This is a genomic window from Acidisoma cellulosilyticum (assembly GCF_020621385.1).
In the GTDB taxonomy this organism is placed as follows: domain Bacteria; phylum Pseudomonadota; class Alphaproteobacteria; order Acetobacterales; family Acetobacteraceae; genus Acidisoma; species Acidisoma cellulosilyticum.
The window spans coordinates 40,943-58,189 of record NZ_JAESVA010000010.1 but is presented as its reverse complement, the minus strand read 5'-3'; the positions used below and the strand labels follow the sequence as shown (position 1 = coordinate 58,189).

At 62.7% G+C, this 17,247-nt stretch carries 19 protein-coding genes; 16 read left to right on the top strand and 3 right to left on the bottom strand.

The annotated features are described in order from the left end of the window. Window positions 1-449 precede the first annotated feature (449 nt). The 3 genes from ACELLULO517_RS22115 to ACELLULO517_RS22105 all read right to left on the bottom strand — a co-directional run bounded on the left by ACELLULO517_RS22115 (window position 450) and on the right by ACELLULO517_RS22105 (window position 2,748). On the bottom strand, window positions 450-1,718 hold the full coding sequence (locus ACELLULO517_RS22115; RefSeq protein WP_227309607.1) for a Y-family DNA polymerase: 1,269 nt from the start codon (window positions 1,716-1,718) through the stop codon (window positions 450-452). 3 nt (window positions 1,719-1,721) lie between these two features. Next, entirely contained in the window at window positions 1,722-2,156 is a 435-nt protein-coding gene (locus tag ACELLULO517_RS22110) for a LexA family protein (RefSeq protein ID WP_227309606.1), read from the bottom strand. 94 nt (window positions 2,157-2,250) lie between these two features. Beyond that, entirely contained in the window at window positions 2,251-2,748 is a 498-nt protein-coding gene (locus ACELLULO517_RS22105) for a DUF192 domain-containing protein (RefSeq protein ID WP_227309605.1), read from the bottom strand. A 130-nt stretch (window positions 2,749-2,878) separates the two neighbouring features. On the opposite strand from ACELLULO517_RS22105, the gene ACELLULO517_RS22100 reads away from it, so the two are divergent. From ACELLULO517_RS22100 to ACELLULO517_RS22025, 16 genes are all read left to right on the top strand, one after another. Continuing rightward, window positions 2,879-4,003 (top strand): sugar-transfer associated ATP-grasp domain-containing protein, encoded by a 1,125-nt coding sequence (locus ACELLULO517_RS22100; protein WP_227309604.1) that lies wholly within the window; start codon window positions 2,879-2,881, stop codon window positions 4,001-4,003. A gap of 254 nt (window positions 4,004-4,257) precedes the next feature. Beyond that, entirely contained in the window at window positions 4,258-5,193 is a 936-nt protein-coding gene (locus tag ACELLULO517_RS22095) for a DUF3991 and toprim domain-containing protein (protein ID WP_227309603.1), read from the top strand. Then, a complete protein-coding gene (locus ACELLULO517_RS22090) occupies window positions 5,190-5,849 on the top strand; it encodes a hypothetical protein (RefSeq protein WP_227309602.1) in 660 nt (219 codons plus the stop codon). Before ACELLULO517_RS22095 ends, ACELLULO517_RS22090 begins: the two co-directional genes overlap by 4 nt. 1 nt (window position 5,850) lies before the next feature. Then, window positions 5,851-7,833 carry an ATP-dependent helicase gene (locus tag ACELLULO517_RS22085; protein ID WP_227309601.1) on the top strand — a complete coding sequence of 661 codons (1,983 nt, stop codon included), beginning with the start codon at window positions 5,851-5,853 and terminating at the stop codon, window positions 7,831-7,833. Between the two features lie 289 nt (window positions 7,834-8,122). Next, on the top strand, window positions 8,123-8,335 hold the full coding sequence (locus ACELLULO517_RS22080; RefSeq protein ID WP_227309600.1) for an antitoxin VbhA family protein: 213 nt from the start codon (window positions 8,123-8,125) through the stop codon (window positions 8,333-8,335). A 6-nt stretch (window positions 8,336-8,341) separates the two neighbouring features. Continuing rightward, on the top strand, window positions 8,342-9,256 hold the full coding sequence (locus ACELLULO517_RS22075; protein ID WP_227309599.1) for a Fic/DOC family protein: 915 nt from the start codon (window positions 8,342-8,344) through the stop codon (window positions 9,254-9,256). 355 nt (window positions 9,257-9,611) lie between these two features. Next, entirely contained in the window at window positions 9,612-10,061 is a 450-nt protein-coding gene (locus ACELLULO517_RS22070; protein WP_227309598.1) for a hypothetical protein, read from the top strand. A gap of 116 nt (window positions 10,062-10,177) precedes the next feature. Continuing rightward, the gene (locus tag ACELLULO517_RS22065) at window positions 10,178-10,483 is read left to right on the top strand and encodes a hypothetical protein (RefSeq protein WP_227309597.1); all 306 of its coding nucleotides are present in this window, start codon (window positions 10,178-10,180) and stop codon (window positions 10,481-10,483) included. Next, window positions 10,480-10,962, top strand: coding sequence for a DUF6878 family protein (locus ACELLULO517_RS22060; RefSeq protein ID WP_227309596.1), 483 nt, complete (start codon window positions 10,480-10,482; stop codon window positions 10,960-10,962). Before ACELLULO517_RS22065 ends, ACELLULO517_RS22060 begins: the two co-directional genes overlap by 4 nt. Window positions 10,963-10,971: 9 nt before the next feature. After that, entirely contained in the window at window positions 10,972-11,334 is a 363-nt protein-coding gene (locus ACELLULO517_RS22055; protein WP_227309595.1) for a DUF6915 family protein, read from the top strand. Continuing rightward, the gene (locus ACELLULO517_RS22050; protein WP_227309594.1) at window positions 11,321-12,184 is read left to right on the top strand and encodes an XF1762 family protein; all 864 of its coding nucleotides are present in this window, start codon (window positions 11,321-11,323) and stop codon (window positions 12,182-12,184) included. Before ACELLULO517_RS22055 ends, ACELLULO517_RS22050 begins: the two co-directional genes overlap by 14 nt. Then, window positions 12,142-12,369 carry a hypothetical protein gene (locus ACELLULO517_RS22045; RefSeq protein ID WP_227309593.1) on the top strand — a complete coding sequence of 76 codons (228 nt, stop codon included), beginning with the start codon at window positions 12,142-12,144 and terminating at the stop codon, window positions 12,367-12,369. The genes ACELLULO517_RS22050 and ACELLULO517_RS22045 overlap by 43 nt, the downstream gene beginning before the upstream one ends. A gap of 131 nt (window positions 12,370-12,500) precedes the next feature. After that, window positions 12,501-14,594: a DNA cytosine methyltransferase gene (locus ACELLULO517_RS22040; RefSeq protein WP_227309592.1), complete on the top strand. Its 2,094-nt coding sequence runs from the start codon at window positions 12,501-12,503 to the stop codon at window positions 14,592-14,594. 345 nt (window positions 14,595-14,939) lie between these two features. Next, window positions 14,940-15,914 carry an ArdC family protein gene (locus ACELLULO517_RS22035; RefSeq protein WP_227309591.1) on the top strand — a complete coding sequence of 325 codons (975 nt, stop codon included), beginning with the start codon at window positions 14,940-14,942 and terminating at the stop codon, window positions 15,912-15,914. Window positions 15,915-15,999: 85 nt separating this feature from the next. Further along, entirely contained in the window at window positions 16,000-16,251 is a 252-nt protein-coding gene (locus ACELLULO517_RS22030; protein WP_227309590.1) for a hypothetical protein, read from the top strand. After that, window positions 16,245-17,243 (top strand): adenine nucleotide alpha hydrolase family protein, encoded by a 999-nt coding sequence (locus ACELLULO517_RS22025; RefSeq protein WP_227309589.1) that lies wholly within the window; start codon window positions 16,245-16,247, stop codon window positions 17,241-17,243. The genes ACELLULO517_RS22030 and ACELLULO517_RS22025 overlap by 7 nt, the downstream gene beginning before the upstream one ends. Window positions 17,244-17,247: the final 4 nt, after the last annotated feature.

Here is a 17,247-nt window from a genome sequence, read left to right as displayed (position 1 = left end):
GGCTAACCCAAAGACGGAAAAACAGCTAGTTAGCGCCCTATTCTAATCTGTTTGGTGAAGGGGCTGGCCCGAGTCGATCAAGGGCCGTGGACTTTAGATGCCGAAAGACCATCAGGTGTGGACTTTGGCGTCGGCCTCGAACCCGCAGGAGGACAATTTTCCTCCTGACGCACATTCATCGTGGACTTTAGATGCCAGTCCCGCGGATAGGGCCGATTGCCACCCACAAAATGTGGCCAGATGAGACTTCTCCACTCCATTAGTAGGCTTACAGTGGTGGCAGCGCTGCCACTGCCACTCGCCTGCCCGATGTGTGGACTTTAGATGCCATTCCGCTGAGGCGGCATCAGCTAACCATCACAGGGGAGGGGGCTGGCACCACTTTGTCCTGGGCCGGAAGGCCAAGCCCGCTCCCGTTTCACAAAAATCGTGTCCTTCCCGCCTTCGAGCTACCGCACTCGCGCTAGCTCGTCCCATCGGGTGGTATAGCGAGAGGTCCGCATGCCGGCCTGCATCTTCCAATGCCGGCAGATTCCGGTCGCCGCCAGGGTCAAGGTGCCGTTACCCATGCGGTTGTTGATGTCATCAATCACCGCCATCAACGGAGCTGATTTTCCCCGCCGGTCCGGATCGACCAGGAATGAGCGCTGCACGGCGCTCGCATCAACCAGCTCATCCAGGATCACACCCGCCTTGGCGAAGCGATAACCCGGGCGCCATATACGGCGACCGAGTACGAGTGCCATCGCGATCAAATCCCGGGTGTCCGTGGTGGCTTCCGGCAAGCGGGCGGTGGCCGCGTTGGAATAAGGCGGGTCTCCGTTGAACCGGTTTGTGTGCATAAACACCTGCATGACGGACGCGGCACGGTTCTGGCGGCGTAGTTTTTCGCCCGCCCGAGCCGCATAGAACGCCAGGGCTTCTTCCATCTCAGTCCATTCGCAGATCGACCGACCAAACGAGCGCGTAACCGCACACCCTTTTTGGGGCGGCGGCTCCAAATCCAAATCGACGCAGGACTCACCGGCCAACTCCGCGACAATGCGCTCGCCGACGACAGTAAGCACATTGCGCACAAGTCGGCGATCGACGCGCAGCAGATCAGCGGCCGTCTCGACCCCGAGCGCGTTGAGCTTCGTGGCGGAAGCTCGGCCGATCCCCCAAATCTCGCCGACAGGAATCACTGCCATCGCACGGGCACGGCGTTCTTCGTCCATCAGATCGGCGACGCCGTTGTTATCGAGCAACCGTTTTTTGGCCGTGAAATTGGCCAGCTTGGCTAAAGTCTTGGTCGGCCCAATTCCAACGCAACATGAAATGCCAATCCACCGCCGTACTGTGGTAGCCATATCCTTAGCGAGTTGAAAGCGGCTCTGCGGCGGCACAGCTTCCAGGCTAACGAAGCTTTCGTCGATCGAGTAGGTTTCGATGTCGGGCGAGAACTGGGCGAGCACATCGCCGATCCGAGCGGACATGTCACCATACAAGGCGTAGTTGCTCGATAGACCGACGCCACCAGCGCGCCGATAGGCGTCACGAATTTTGAACCAAGGGTCACCCATCTTGATGCCGAGGTCTTTGGCCTCCTGCGATCGAGCAATCGCGCAGCCGTCATTGTTGGAGAGGACAATGACCGCGCGCCCCTCTAAATCCGGTCTAAAAACCCGTTCGCAAGAAACATAGAAGTTGTTCATGTCGATCAACGCCAGAGCCGGCATGTATCAGCGCCGACGCTGGCGGATCGTTGATGTCACTACCCCCCAAATTTCGAGCGTCTGCAGGTCCGCGATGCGGAAAACCGGAAAATCAGGGTTGGCACCCACCAACCGTACGTTGGAAGGGGCGATGCGCGGGCCGTCCCATTGTAGGAATTTGGCGGTCAAAGCTCCGTCGATAGCCGCCACGACAAGGTCGCCACGTTCGGCCTGCACCGAACGGTCCACAATCGCCAGATCACCATCATAGACACCGGCTCCGATCAGGCTGTCGCCAGAGATTTGCACGATGAAGGTCGCGGCGGGCCGAGCGATGAGATGCTCGTTGAGATCAAGGCGGCCCTCGATGTAGTCGGCCGCCGGCGACGGAAATCCTGCCGGCAACCTATCGAGGAAAAAGGGTATCGTGACGCGGGAAGCAGGCTCGGCGATGAGCAACATGGGTGGGTCCAATAGACTAGGCGAATGAGAACACATTAGGAACACTCCCGCCGCAGAGTCCAGGGGCGCGTCGTGCTCGGGCCACCGGTAGAGATCACAGGGGCGGTAATCGGCTCCCAAACCCCGTCACTTTTTCTCCAGCCTTCAGGCCGAGCCGGTCTGAACTTCCCGCTGGTATTTCGAGCGCAGCAATCACGGGGCCAGCGCTGAACGTATTGGCAAGACTGAATGCCGGTTGATCGCGAGCGATGGAGTCAACCACCCCATTCGCTCTGATGAAGATCATGTCGAGCGGCAGGATCGTGTCCTTCATCCAAAAATCAACGACTTCGGCCTTCGGGAACATAAAGAGCATGCCTGAATTCGCCGCGAGCGATCGGCGGAACATCAACCCTTTCTCTCGCTCCGAAGGTGTCACCGCCATCTCCACGACGAAGCGGACCACGGCACCGCGGCCGTTCGTCACGGTGATGGCCTTTTCCGGCAGCCCTCTCTGAGGTCGCTCGCTCATTTTGAGATAACCGCCACAGAGCACGAGCAGTAGAGCCGGCGCGAACGCCCAGGCGAGCGGTGATTTGCGCAATGGTGTCATGGATCGACGCTGACAAGCCGCTTTGCGAATGGGAACCGCACTCGCGGGACGCGCCGTTCGCAGAATCACGGGCTACCGAGGCCATGCCGGCAGCAACCGGCCCTGGCATTGGTAAAGGAGCACATGCCCGATGAATCAGATCGCAACCGTCTCGGAGATGGGCATGCTGCCCGCGCTCCAGGGAACCCCGAGCCTCGACATCAACAAAAACACCATGATGGCGATGCGCGATGGGCGGCCGGGCATCGCATTGCTCATCGAGGCGGTCCGCCTCATGCGCGGCGCCGGTAAGCTCAGTGTCCCGGAATATCTCTATTACCGGCTTTGGGAGCGAAGCCTCAGCCTGGAGGACAAACGGGCATTCGTTGGCAAGAAGGCGCAGCATCTGATGCACCTCGCTTGCAATGATCGTCACTGGTATCAAACCGCCGCCGACAAAATCCTGTTTCAAACGATCATGAACGGCGCCGGGCTGCCGGTCCCTGAGACCCTGGCGGTCACGCAGTCGATGCGCTGGCTCCCCCAGGCCCTGGCGCTGTCCGGCGCCGAAGAACTCGCGGCTTGGCTCCGAAATCCCACGATTTACCCGCTCTTCGCAAAGCCGGCGGCAGGCAAATACAGCCTCAATGTGCTCTCGATCGACCGCTTCGATCCAGACAGCGGTCAACTGGTCCTCCTCGGTGGCGAGACCATCTCTCCCACGCAAGCCGCCGAGCAGATGAGGGGCCGGAATGGCTACGTCCTGCAGCGCCGCATGAACCCACATCCCAGGCTGGCGGAGAATTTCGGGCCCCGCCTGTGGTCCATGCGCGTCCTCGTGCTGGTCCGTCCGGATCGGCCGGTGATTCATCGTGCACTCGCGAAGATCGCCACGGGCGCGAACCCGGCCGACAACTACTGGCGGCCAGGCAATATGGTGGCCGCCCTGGACACGATGACTGGCCAGATAAAGCGAGTGGTGCGAGGTGTCGGCGCCGATCTGACCGTATGTACGACGCACCCGGACACCGGCGCCGCGCTGGTCGGAACCGCGCTCCCCGATTGGATCAGCCTGCGGAATCTGGTGACGAAAGCCGCCTGCGTCTTTCCAGGCATTCGCACGCAATCCTGGGATATCGCGCTGACCGATCGCGGGCCGGTCTGCCTCGAAGTGAATTACGGCGGCGACCTCAATCTGGCGCAGCTCGCCGAGGGCCGCGGCGTGCTCGATGAAGCGTACCGGAGTCATCTGTCCGAGTGCGGATATCGCGGCTGACCGGAGGGGCCGCCCGACACGCCATTCGCAAAGCGGGTCGGCAGGATGCTGGGATGGAAATGGAATTAGAGGAAGGGGCCGCTACCGCTCGCGCCAAGCGGGCCACAAGGGAAGCCGCTTTGCGGCCGCCGCCGATGGCAGCGCCCTTGTCCCCCGCAGGCTTCGCGGTCGCCGGGCTTCGAAAGGATCGGATTGAAGGGCAAGCAAGAAGCCGCCCGGAAAGACGATCTCCCCGAAATCCGGAGCGAAGAGCCATGAATGAAGATGCCGAGCTTGACCTATTCCGCGCCCAGGTAAACTGCGCAGCTGTCCTCGAAAACATGGGCCAACCTTGGCGCCTCGACAAAGCAGAGAGCACGCGCCGAGCCCTAAAATATCGTAGAGCCGAAGACGAGGTCTTGATTATCATCCACGACGGGCGGGGATGGTTTGATCCTTTGTCAACCGCGCAGGGCGACGTTTTCAAACTCGTTCAGCACCTAGAGCCCAATCTCAACTTTGGACATGTTCGCAAGGTTCTTCGGCGGTTCGTCGGCATTACTCCGCGATACATCCCTGCCGAACGGACAAGGAAAGGGAAGCGGGCCGCTGATCAACCCGTCCCTGTTCGATGGGAAAAGCGGCCACGGCTTCGCCCCGGCAGCCATGCTTGGCGCTACCTGTTGGAAGCGCGTGGTCTTCCGGCCGATGTTCTCTATGCCGCGGGCGAGCAGGACATCATTCGGGACGGCGCCTATAGCAGTGCTTGGTTCGCCCACCGCGAACGGGCCGAAGTCACCCATGTCGAGATCCGTGGGCCGGACTTTAAGGGCTCCCTGACGGGCGGACGTAAGAAGCTCTTTCGCTTCCAATTTGGCGCGGCGCCGATCACGAGACTTGTCATCGCCGAGGCGCCGATCGACGCGCTCAGCGTTGCCGCTCTTGAAGGCAAGCGGACCGACAGTTTTTACGTTGCGACCGGCGGCGGGATGGGACCTGGCACGCTTGCCGCGCTCGAGGCGATCTGCGCCGACCTCAGCCAGCGCCCCGGTAGCATTGTCGAGAGCGCGGCCGACGCCAATCGCGCGGGCGACAGGTTTGCCGAGCGCCATGCCGGAATCGCCCAGGCCGCCGGCGTCGCCTTCAGGCGGCTGCGACCACCCGATGATCTCGATTGGAACGATGTTCTGAAGCGGGGGAGGGGAGCATGACCACGCAACGCGCTTGGGTTCTTCTCCCTTCCGGCAACCGCCTCAACCTGTTGGCCCCGGATCCGCACGCTTGGACCGATCGCGACCTCGCCATCGGCCTCTCGCGGACCTATCGCTGGTCGGGCTATTCGGCATGGGATCATCCGCTCTCCGTCGCCCAGCATAGCCTCACGGTGTTGGAGCTTCGGCAAAACGCCGCAAAACGCCGCCTCACGCATGCTGAAGCCCGCCGCGAGCTGCTGCACGACGCCACCGAGGCCTTGCTCGGCGGCTACGACCCGATCACACCGCTGAAGCCGCATCTCGGCGATGGCTATCAGCGGCTCGTGGCCCTCCATCAGACCGCGGTGGACATCCGCTACCGACTGCCTGCCTGGGACGAGGACGCCTACCGCGCGCATAAAGCGGCCGACCACCTGGCCGCCGCAAGCGAAGCCGTCCACGTCGTCGGCTGGTCGCGGGCGTCGATCCGCGACGATTTGAGAATCACAATAGAACCCGTCGCAGAAGACCCACTCCCTGGAACGGTCGGTTTCGCACCTTGGGAACCTTGGCCGGCCAGCTACGCGGCCGAGCGGTTCCTCGATGCCCTCCTTCTTCTGACATCAGACATGGCCGGGATCCCCGATCTCGCGCGCAACGCGGAGCTTGCCTAACATGCCCAGCATTCTCGACGACCTCACACCGCAACAACACGCCGCCGCCGTTCAGCCCGGTCCGACGCTGGTCATCGCCGGCGCCGGCACGGGTAAGACCAAGACGCTCACCGCGGCCGTTGCTCACCGGATCGCAAATCTCAAGATCGAGCCCGCGCGCATCCTCACGGTGACGTTCACCAACAAGGCCGCCGCTGAGATGACGGGGCGTATCAAGCTCGTTCTGGGCGAGGCCATGGCGCCGAGATGGGCCGGCACGTTCCACGGGCTCGGCGCGCGTCAGCTCCGCATCGAACCCGAAGTCGCGGACCTTCGACCCGGCTTCGACATCTTGGATGCCGACGATACGCGCCGGATGGTCAAGCGGGTGATGAAAGCGATGAACCTCGCCGGCAGCGACGAAGAGGGTGGCGGTGGCCGAGACCCGATCAAGACCGTTTGCAACCGGATCTCGAAATGGAAGGACGAACTGGTCATCCCCAAGGATGCGCCGGCCTTGGCCGAAGCTTCGATCGCCGGCGCTGACCATGACGGATTTCCGGTTGATCCCAACACGCTACGAAATTGCGCGCGGGTCTATATCGAATATCAGCGCATCCTGCAGGACGCGAACGCCGCCGATTTCGGCGATCTCCTGCTCTGGCCGGTGCGCGCGATGATGCAAGACCGAACCTATCGCGAGCGTTGGGCGGGACGCTTCGATCGAATCCTTTCCGACGAATACCAGGACGTGAATCGCGCCCAATATACCTGGCTCCGGCTGCTCAGCGCCGGGCACAAGGAGATCTTCGCGGTCGGCGACGATGACCAGTCCATCTTCGGATGGCGTGGAGCCGACATCAAATATATCCGCCGCTTTACGCGGGATTTTCCAGGTGCCGCGCAGATTCGCCTCGAGGAGAATTTCCGCAGCACGGGTCACATCCTGGCCGCCGCGAACGGCATCATTGGCCGCGACCACCATCGTCTCGGCAAAACCCTGTTCACCCGCAAAAGCAACGGCACGCCGCTGGAAATCGTGCGGTTCAACAGCGGCGAGAGCGAGGCCGCCGAAGTCACCCGCGAGATCGCTCGACATCACGCGGAGGGTAAGGGCTGGGACGAGTTCGCCATCCTTTACCGCAGCAACGCGCTCAGCCGCCTGCTGGAAGAGGCCCTGATGCGCGGCCGTGTGCCCTATACCATCGTCGGTGATGTGGGGTTCTACCACCGCTCGGAAATCAAGGACTCTTTGGCGCTTTTGCGCCTGGTCATCGCCCCCGACGATCGACAGGGGGACGAGAGCTTCCGTCGCATCATCAACACGCCGGCACGCGGCTTCGGGCCGAAGACCATGGCGGTGCTGGAAGAGGAAGCGGCATGGCGCCGGGTCTCGCTTCTGCAGGCGCTCGACACCGCGCAGTTGCCGCCCAAGGCACGCGCGGCCGGGCTGCTGTTCGCTGATGCCCTTCGCAATGTCGGCCGCCAGATAGGCGCGACGGTTGCTGATCTGCTTTCGCTGGCCTTGGACCACACGGGCTATCGCAAGATGCTGCGCGAGAGCCAAGCCGAGACCACGGAAGGACGGCTCGATAACGTGCAGGAACTCATTCAGCTCGCCGGCAATTTCCACACCCCGCGCGAGCTACTGGATCACACCGCCCTCTCGTCCAGCGGTCCTGGCGAGGATGCAACGAACACCGTCAAGCTGATGACGCTGCACCGAGCGAAAGGCCTTGAATTCCCGCATGTCTTCCTGGTTGCTTGGGAAAATGGCTTGTTCCCGCCGCTCTATGGCGACCACGACGAGGAGCGCCGTCTCGCCTATGTTGGCGTGACCCGGGGCATGAAGCGCGTCACCATCTCCCACGCCAGTTTCCGGCGCGGGCCTGCGACGCCGTCCGTTTTCCTGGAGGACATCCCGGAGGTGAACCGTGTCGAGGGTTGGCATGACCATCCGGCGCTATCCCGACCGGCGTACCGCGCTGTATCGGTAGCCAGATGACTTCGCGCCTTTTCTCCGATGGCCCGCCAGAGCCGACCAAACCGGCGTCCGGCTCCGTCGCGGAATATGAGCAGCGCCGATGCGTTGTTTGCGGCGCGAAATACCCCCCTTTTGGCTTCGGGCCACCGCTTACCCGCCCTGGGATCATGCTCTGGGCCTGCGGGGACCATAGAGAGGAGGTTGATCGGCAGGTTCGCCCGGAAAACCCTCCACCTCTGGAACCCCCGAAAACAACCCTGTTTTAGGCCAGGAAACTGGCATTTTTGGTCGAAAAGGAGTATAAAACGCCATGGACGATTTCGTAAAACCCATCCAGGCCAAGCTGTCGCCCGCTGAGATCGACCGGCGGCGCGAGGCAGTGTCGCAGGCCGCGGCGAACGCGCGTCTTGAAGGCCAGTTCTCCTCTCCCGAAAGCGAGGCGATCTTCGATCGCTATGTCCAGGGCGAGCTGGAGATTGGCGATGTGATCGGTCTCCTGAAGGAGCGGCACGGGCTGCGGTGACGGTCCGTGCCGAACTACACCCTTCCTGACGGTGAGACGGTTAAGAACAAGCTCGGCGCCACATCGCATTCGGAACTTGAAGAGATCGAGGTCGATTTCGTCAAGGCGAGGCAGATCGAGCATGCGTTTGAACCCCGCATCGCCCGCACCTTCGACGCGGCACATCTGAAGGCCATCCATCGTCATCTCTTCCAGGATGTCTACGAGTGGGCCGGCCGCACACGAGACGAGCAGGTACGTCTGTCGGACGGCACGATCGCGTCGGAGCCATTGCTGTATCGGCCTGGTAGCAAACCTTTCGCCGTTGGCCCGCAGATAAGCGATGGCTTAGACGCTCTCGCTGCTAAGCTTCGCGATGCGGACTACTTGAGAGGTTTGCCACGCGCTGAGTTCGCTGCGCGCGCCGCCAGCGTGCTGGCAGAGGCAAATTCAATACACCCGTTCCGCGAGGGAAACGGACGAACGCAGCGAATCTTCATGCAGGAGCTAGCCGAAAGCGCAGGCCATAGCTTTGAATTTCGTGTGGTCTCCCGCGAGCGCATGGTCCAGGCGAGCATCGCCGCGCATGAGGATCGCGATATCGGGCCGATGCGGCGCATGCTCGATGAGATCAGCAACCCGCACCGCGTCGCTGCGCTCACACCGGCCATCGCCTTTCTCAACTCGGCGAAATATCCGTGGAACGATTGCTACGTCGCGACGCTGGAGCCCGGCCATGTCGAAGACTTGACGGTCGCAGGGGTGAACGGTGCCCATTTCCTGTCGCGCACGGATTCAACGATCCTGATCGGCCAGCGCTCGGACCTTCCATCTCCTGATACGGGGAGCGGTGCGCGCGTGAAGGTGTTTCCTTCCCGATGGCCCGATCCTGACGATAACTCAACAGCGACAGCTCGGCCTGGGCCATCGATTGGCCCATAGCGTTTGGCGGCGCTCTGGCCCCCGTGTCTTGGGTGAAGAAAATGGGAAATAGAAACAAATGAAGATCGGGTAAGGGCTGGTGCCGCATACGCGTGCGGCGCCGCAAGGGTCGCGCTGATCGCGCGCCCGGCTTCGCCGGCTTCCGCCCTTGCCCCGCCTAACCCGCGATGCGGCCTCCGGAAAGGGTCTTCGAGCAAGAAGATCTGGAAAGGAAGCCGAGCATGAAAATAATCCAATTCGCATTCAGACTTACCGGCGCAGTCGTCGTCGCCGTAGGTATCTACCTGCTCCTTTGCGCGCCCGGTTTTCTGTCGGATGCCAGCAGCACGGTTCCCATCTCCGCGGAGGACTCCCCATGAGCCAGGAGCCCTTTCGTATCGAGCCCTATATCGAGGCCGCGAAGCAGACACCTGGCGGCCATCTGCATATCGGCCGAGCCGGCTACAGCCTCCACGCCGCGTCTTCATCCCTGAGCGGCTATGACTGCGACGCGGTGAAGGCCGCATGTATTGCGGCCGGCCTGCCAGTGATCGACAGCCGCGATATTGCAATGGATCAGGCAGCTAACCTCTCGGTTCGCGGCCCCATGATCGCCGTGGACAAGGCACCCGACCCGCCACCCTGGAACGCTTTCTCCTACGCACCGCTCGGGGTGGTCGCGGCCGCCTACCGAAAAGCGGGCGCCCAGATCTTCAACATCGCCGAGGCCGACCTCGATGAGGCTGCCTTCCCGGACCTGCCCAATGGCCCGCTGAAGTCGATCATCGAAGGCTGGCACGACTACGTCCTCAACAGCGAATTCTGAAGGAGATTCCGATGTCCCACTCACATCATTCGCCCCTGCCAAATGGCGAAGCCGCGACACACCAAATTGGCGCAGAAACCCCTGGCCTCTGGCGACGGCTTTCTACGACGCAGACCATGCATGATGGCACGGTGCTTCTGACATGGGGCGTGCAGGTGAGCAGCACGCAGCAATGGGTCGGAAAGGTTCATGCCGTCGGCCCTTCGCTCGACGAGAAGGCCGAAGCCTTCGCCAACGCCGGTCTTTTTGCCGCCAGCAAGGAGATGGCGGGCCTGTTGATGGAGGCCACTCAAGCCTGGGCCGCTCAATTCGAGGAGACCGACCCCGATAGCGTAGAGATCTCCGGTGCCGATCTGCTGGGTTGGTTTGCCGAATGGCGTCTACGTGCTCGCAAGGTGCTCGACCTGGCGGTGACGCCGTGAGCGCGCATCAGACAGACAACGGGTTTGCGGCCTACGAGGCGAAGCAAAGCCGCTTCGATAAGGTATGGGAGCAAATCCTGCCGCATAATAAGGCGGTGCTGTTCGACGCGCTCGCGAGTGCAGGCATCGAATGCGTCATCCTCGAGTTTGATGGCTATGGCGATGACGGTCAGTTCCAGGGGACGACAGCTTATCACGCTGGAGTAGAACACGGCCTCAAAGAAGGGACCGACGTACCGGTAGTTTCCGTGATATTGAAATCGGTTGTCTTCGATACCGGCGAGGTCGAGGAGAAGAGCGTTCTACTTGCGAGCGCGATCGAGGAAATGGTCAGTGATTTCCTCGAAGACACACATGATGGTTGGGAGGATGGCGAGGGCGCATTCGGCCACTTCCGTTTGTCGGTGCCCGACCGCTCGATCACGCTCGAATACAACGAGCGATACATCGAGACCAATTTCGAAGAACACAGCTTCTAGGAGGGACCGATGGCGCACGCCTATTACCATGCGGTTTCCTCCGCGAAGCGATTCGGCGGGAAACCGGCGGACTATCAGGCGATCCACAACTGGCTAGATGGGTCGAAGCTGATCATTGCTGACTTCCGACACCGGGCACTCCGGCACCATTCGGAGGGGTGCTTTGCTGCCGAGGCCTTGTTCGGCACCACAATCACCAATGAGGCCGGCAAGGAGGTGCCGGTCCGGCTCATCGCCGAGCAACACATCTTGGAGGATCTTGGACGCATACCGTCTTTCGCCGATTGGGTGCGCTGCATCCGTCCCGAGCCCTGGATGGGACGAACCGGCACCAAGCTTAATGCTGAGGGAACGGCCGATGATCGGCGATGACTACGATCCTGGCGCCACCGGGACGCCGACATCGTGCACAGAACCCTTGCCATGCCTCTTCTGTGGCGCGCCGGAATTCGTCGAAATCCACGAAATCTGGGGCCATGAGTTCATGCTCCAGACTTGTTGTGAGGGTCTGCACCAGCAGATCGTTCAGGACATGGATGACGATCCCGTTTGGGCACGAGCGTTGCTGCGCCGGCTCAAAATCGAGCCTTTGACCGGACAACGGCTGCGGCGTGTAGTCGATGATGGCTGCGTCGGGATGATACTCGATTGGCAGCTACAGCTTGGCTCGGCCAGCGCCGGGCAAGTACGCCGCTTCATTGCCCGCCACCATGCCCATTGCGGCATTCCGACTGCCTGGCGATTTCATCGGGCCGTCTTCAATGGCCGAACTTTGATGGGTGTCGCCATCGTCGGCAATCCCGTCGCCCGGGCCCTCTCAGGTCGTGGCATTGTCGAGGTGAACCGACTCTGCATTCGCCGCGACACGCCGGCGGCGCTCCGGTGGAACGCCGCCTCGATGCTCTATGGGTGGTGCGCTCAAGAAGCAGAACGGCGCGGCTTTCAGAAGATCATCACCTACACGCGGATTGATGAGCCCGGCACGACGCTTGTCGCGTCGGGCTGGCTCAAGGAAGCGAAGATTCGCGGACGTGGCTGGCACAGCACTCGGCGCCCGCGTTCCAACGCAAATGGCTGGATCGACAAGATCCGCTGGAGCCGTGCGCTTCACCCGCGATCTCATTCAGAACCCCCGCCCAGAAGGAGTGAGACTTCATGCGAAGCATCTATGTTGACCGGTTGGACGACGGTCGGATCAGTGTTCGGGTTTACGCCGGCGTAAGCAAACCCAAGACGCGTTACTTCCCGGATCGCAATGAGGCCATCGCCTTTGCCGAGAGCAAGATGGGACGCAAGGGCATGGTGCTCGATACGACCTTGATGACACCCGAACAGTTGGAGGCCCACAAGGCGCGCGAAGCGCGGGCCGAGGCGATCATGAAAGTCGCAGAAGCAAAGGGGGAATGAAGACCTACCGCGCCGTGGCCGTACCGCCGCAAGGGTCGCGCTGATCGCGCGTCCGGCAAGCCGGCTTCGCCCTTGCCCCGGACGGCCAGGTCGCGGGGTGGGGGAGGGGTAATCCAACAAGGAGAACCCCGATGTCATCACGCCAATCCTCAGCGGTCGAGCTGAGAGAGATCCGTCATTTTCATCTATTCTGCGGCCTCGGCGGCGGCGCCCGCGGCTTCAATCGCGGCAGTGCCCGCGTCGGCAACATGCAGGCGATTTTTCGATGCCTTGGCGGCATCGACGTATCCGCAGCCGCGATCCGAGATTTCGAACGGCTCGCCGGCGTGCCCGGCACTGTGCTCGATCTGTTCGACGCAGACCAATATGCAGCATTTCACGGCCGATCGGCCCCGGCCGACTGGCGCCAGGCCACGCCCCAGGACATTCAGCGCGCCGCCGGCAACGAACGGCCGCACATCGTTTTCCTTTCGGCGCCATGTAAGGGGTTCTCGGGCTTGTTGGCCGAGGCGCTCAGTCTGACGGACAAATACCAGGCGCTCAACCAGCTCACGCTGCGCGGTGTGTGGTTGATGCTCGAAGCGTTCCAGGACGATCCGCCGGAACTGATTCTGTTCGAGAACGTCCCGCGTATCGCCCGTCGCGGCCGCGCGCTGCTCGACCGGATCGTCGCTCTCCTTCGTCATTACGGCTACGCGGTCGCCGAGACCACGCATGATTGCGGCGAGTTGGGCGGCCTCGCCCAGACGCGCAAACGCTTCCTCCTGGTCGCGCGCCATCAGAAAAAGGTTCCGCCATTCCTATACGAACCGCCCAAGCGCAGCCTGCGCTCCGTCGGCGACATCCTCGGCCGCCTGCCGCTACCGGGTGACGTTATGCAGGCTGGCCCCATGCACCGCGTCCCGTCTCTGCAATGGCAGACCTGGGTCCGACTTGCGTTCGTCGAGGCGGGGTCCGATTGGCGCTCGTTGAAGCGCCTGCGGGTCGAAGACGGGCATCTGACCGACTATGCCCTGGCGCCCGACCAAACGTGGCGCAACGGCGTTCTCGGTGTGGAGTCTTGGGATGACCCCGCCGGCACGGTGACGGGCAATAGCCGCCCTGGCACCGGCAGCTTCAGCGTCGCGGATCCAAGGTGGGTTTCGTCTGACCGTTGGCGTGACGGCCAGCAATACGGGGTCAGGCGTTGGAACGACACCTCGGGCACGATCACCGGGGTCAAATCGCCGGGTCAAGGCACGTTCGCGGTCGCCGATCCGCGCCATGGCGGACCGGCCAAGTTCAACAACGTCTACCGGATCGTTCCCTGGAATCAGCCCTGTCCCGCCGTCACAAGCAGCCGGGACGGCTGCATTGCCGATCCCCGGCCAACATCCGGCTTCGAGGGGCAGGGCAAGTACCGGGTCACGTCCTGGGAGGAAGCGTCGGGCACGGTCATCAGCAGCTCGACCACGGGCAACGGTGGCTTCGCGGTCGCCGATCCGCGCACCGGTTGGCCCGATAGCGCCCATACCAGCAAGCTCCATGTGCATCGCTTCGAGGAGCCCGCGCGCACTGTCACCGGCTCCGACCGCGTTGGCAGCGGTGCCATGTGCGTCGCCGATCCGCGCACGGACGAACGCCGCTCCGGTGCCTTGGGCGTTGCCGCTTGGACCGATCACACCGGAACGGTTGCGGGCGAAAGCCTGCCCAGCAATGGCAGTTTCGCCGTCGCCGATCCCCGTCCAAACCTCCAGCGCGAAAAGGGCGATGCCTATGCGAATGGCGGGCATTACGGTGTCATCGGGTGGTCGGACACCGCCAACACTGTCTCCGGAAGCGGCCAGCACGACAACGGAGCCTGGAGTGTCGCTGACCCCCGTCACCAGGATGGCAATGATCGGCCGGACGAGGCCCGCCTTCCGACTGCCCAGGACCGACTGGTCGCGGTCATCCGCAGCCTCGACGGGACCTGGCATCGCCCTTTCACGACCCTCGAACTCGCGTCTCTGCAGAGCCTTGTCGATCCCGAGGGATACCTCGAACTCGACGGCCTCTCCGATGCGGACTGGCGCGAGAGAATTGGCAATGCCGTTCCGCCGGATGCCGCGCAGGCCATCGCCGATACGATGGGCACGACGCTCCTCCTGGCCTGGTCGGGCGAGAGCTTCATGCTCTCCGCCATGCCCATTTGGGTCCAGCAGATCGCCGTCGGCATCTCGCTGGATCAGGCTGCCGCGCAATGACCCGGCGGCCGCCAGCCACGCGCCCGAGTTACCGTCGGGCTCTACAATGGATCATCGATTACGACGACACCGAATGGCTTGAGGCCGATGAGGACGAGGCCGCAGCCCTTTCGGTTACTGCGTCTCTAGTCGCCGATCTCTTCGGCCACAGCGACGAGAAGGTCGAAAGGGATCTTCGAAGAGAACTGAAGAAGATACGCGGGCGATAGGAACTCCCTACCGCGCCGTGGGCCGTGCGCCGCAAGGGTCGCGCTGAACGCGCGCCCGGCTTCGCCGGCTTTGCCCTTGCCCCGGCGGCCCAGCCGCGGGGCGAGGGAGGGGTCATCCAAATCATGGAGAATCCAGATGCCAAAGCAGGAAAAGAACCCGCGCGACCATTACCAGGAAGTCACCCAACAGGTGATAGAAGCGCTCGAAGCCGGGACGCCGCCCTGGCGCCAACCCTGGGATTCCGGAAAAGCCGGCGGTCCCTCCATGCCTCAGAACGCCGTCACGGGCGCGGGCTATCGCGGCATCAACGTCCTCACCCTCGGCATCAACCGAGCGGCCTTCATGACCGGAGATCCGCGTTGGGCGACCTACAAGCAGGCCCAGGAACGGGGCTGGCAGGTGAAGCAAGGCTCTCGCGGCGTCACCGGCTATTTCTACAAACGCATCGAGGTTGAGGGTGCGAAGAACGAGGGCGGGACGACGGGCGAGGGCAAATGGTTTCCGATGCTGCGCTCCTTCACGCTGTTCCACGCGAGCCAGATCGACGGCATTCCGGACTATCTGCCGCCGACCGTTGAGGAGGCGCCCTGGCGCGCGCCGAATGCGGTCGAAACCCTCTTCGCCAAGAGCGGCGCCGAGATCCGCATCGGCGGTCCTCGCGCCTTCTATTCGACCGTGACGGATCATATCCAAATGCCGCCGGCCGTCGCGTTTCATTCGCCCGCTGCATGGTCCAGCGTTCAAATTCACGAAGGAATACACTGGAGCGGATCGAAGCGTCGGCTCAACCGCGATATGTCCGGTCGTTTTGGATCGAAGTCTTACGCGCGCGAAGAACTGGTCGCCGAATTGGGTCAACTCAACGTGTGCAGCACGCTCGGTATCGCCGACTGCGATTTCGTCAACGGCGCCGCCTACCTCTCGCATTGGCTCGAAATTTTGCGCGAGGATAAGCGCGAAATCTTCCGCGTTGCGGCAGACGCACAACGCGCTGCGGACTTCCTGTTGGCTTTCCATCCCGACTACGCGGCGCGCCTAAACTCGCCGGCGGCCAGCACCGAAGGTGAAGCCCCTGGCGAGACGGAAACGCCTCTCAAGGCCGCTGCCTAACCGGTTTTCCCATCCACCCCAAAAAAGAGGAACGAGCGGTCGGGAGACTGCTCGCGCCCGTGCGACCGCGAGGAGGCGGAACGCTATGACGAACTTCGACCAGGAACAGGCTCTGGCTGAAGGCTGGGGCGTCTTTGATGCAGGCCAGCGCGAAGACGGCTCAGCGCGGATCGAAATCCAGCGCTTCGACGATGCCCAGATCTTCGCCGACGATCACAAGGTTTGGACCCATGTGGTCGGCCTGGCTCGACAGGGGTCTCAACTCCATCGCGTGGCGCTTGAACTCGTCGATGCCCGCGAGCGCCGCGTGATCGAACATCTGTGTGGCCCATGGTAACGCCGCCGCCCACGAATCCGGACCTTCGAAGCTACGACATCATCGTCGTGGCCTTTTCGGGCGGGAAGGATTCCATCGGGTCTCTACTGTCCCTGATCGAGGCCGGGGCACGGCCAGAGTGCATCGAGTTACATCATCATGATGTGGACGGGCAGGGCGCGCCCTTCATGGACTGGCCGAGCACGACCGCCTATTGCCGCGCCATCGCCCAGCACTTCGATGTGCCCCTCTATCTATCCTGGAAGGAGGGCGGGTTCCTGCGCGAAATGCTGCGCCACAATCAGCCAACCGCGCCCATTCGCTTCGAGCTGCCGAACGGCAAAATTGGGACCGTGGGTGGCACCGGCCCCCTCGGCACAAGACTGCGTTTTCCGCAGGTGACAGCCAACTTAAACCAGCGTTGGTGCAGCGCATATTTGAAGGTGGACATCATGGCGGCGCTGATAAGAGCGCAGCCACGCTTCGTTGGTCGGCGGACGCTGATCGTCACAGGTGAGCGCGCCCAGGAAAGCCGTGCTCGAGCGGGCTACCTCACCTTCGAGCCCGATCGGACTGACACTCGCAACGGCACGCGCCGGCAGCGGCATGTCGATCACTGGCGCGCCGTCCACCATCTCGACGAGGCTGCGATCTGGGGCCTGATGCGCCGCCACGGCATCGTGTCGGCGCCAGCCTACCGCCTTGGTTGGTCGCGGCTATCGTGCCTCGCCTGCATCTTCGGTGGCCCAGACCAATGGGCCAGCCTCCGCACCATCGCTCCCGAATGGTTCGATCGGATCGCCCGCTACGAGGACGGCTTCGGCTGCACGATCCAGCGGCTGTGTGGCATTCGCCAGCTTGCCGATCGCGGCCGTCCCTACGAGGCGGCCCTCGCGCAACCTGACTTGGTTCGCCGGTCGCTGAGTGGCGACTGGACCGATCCGGTCCATGTCGGTTCCCGCCACTGGCAACTCCCGGCCGGCGCGTTCGGCACAGGCGGCGGTCCCACCTAGCCTA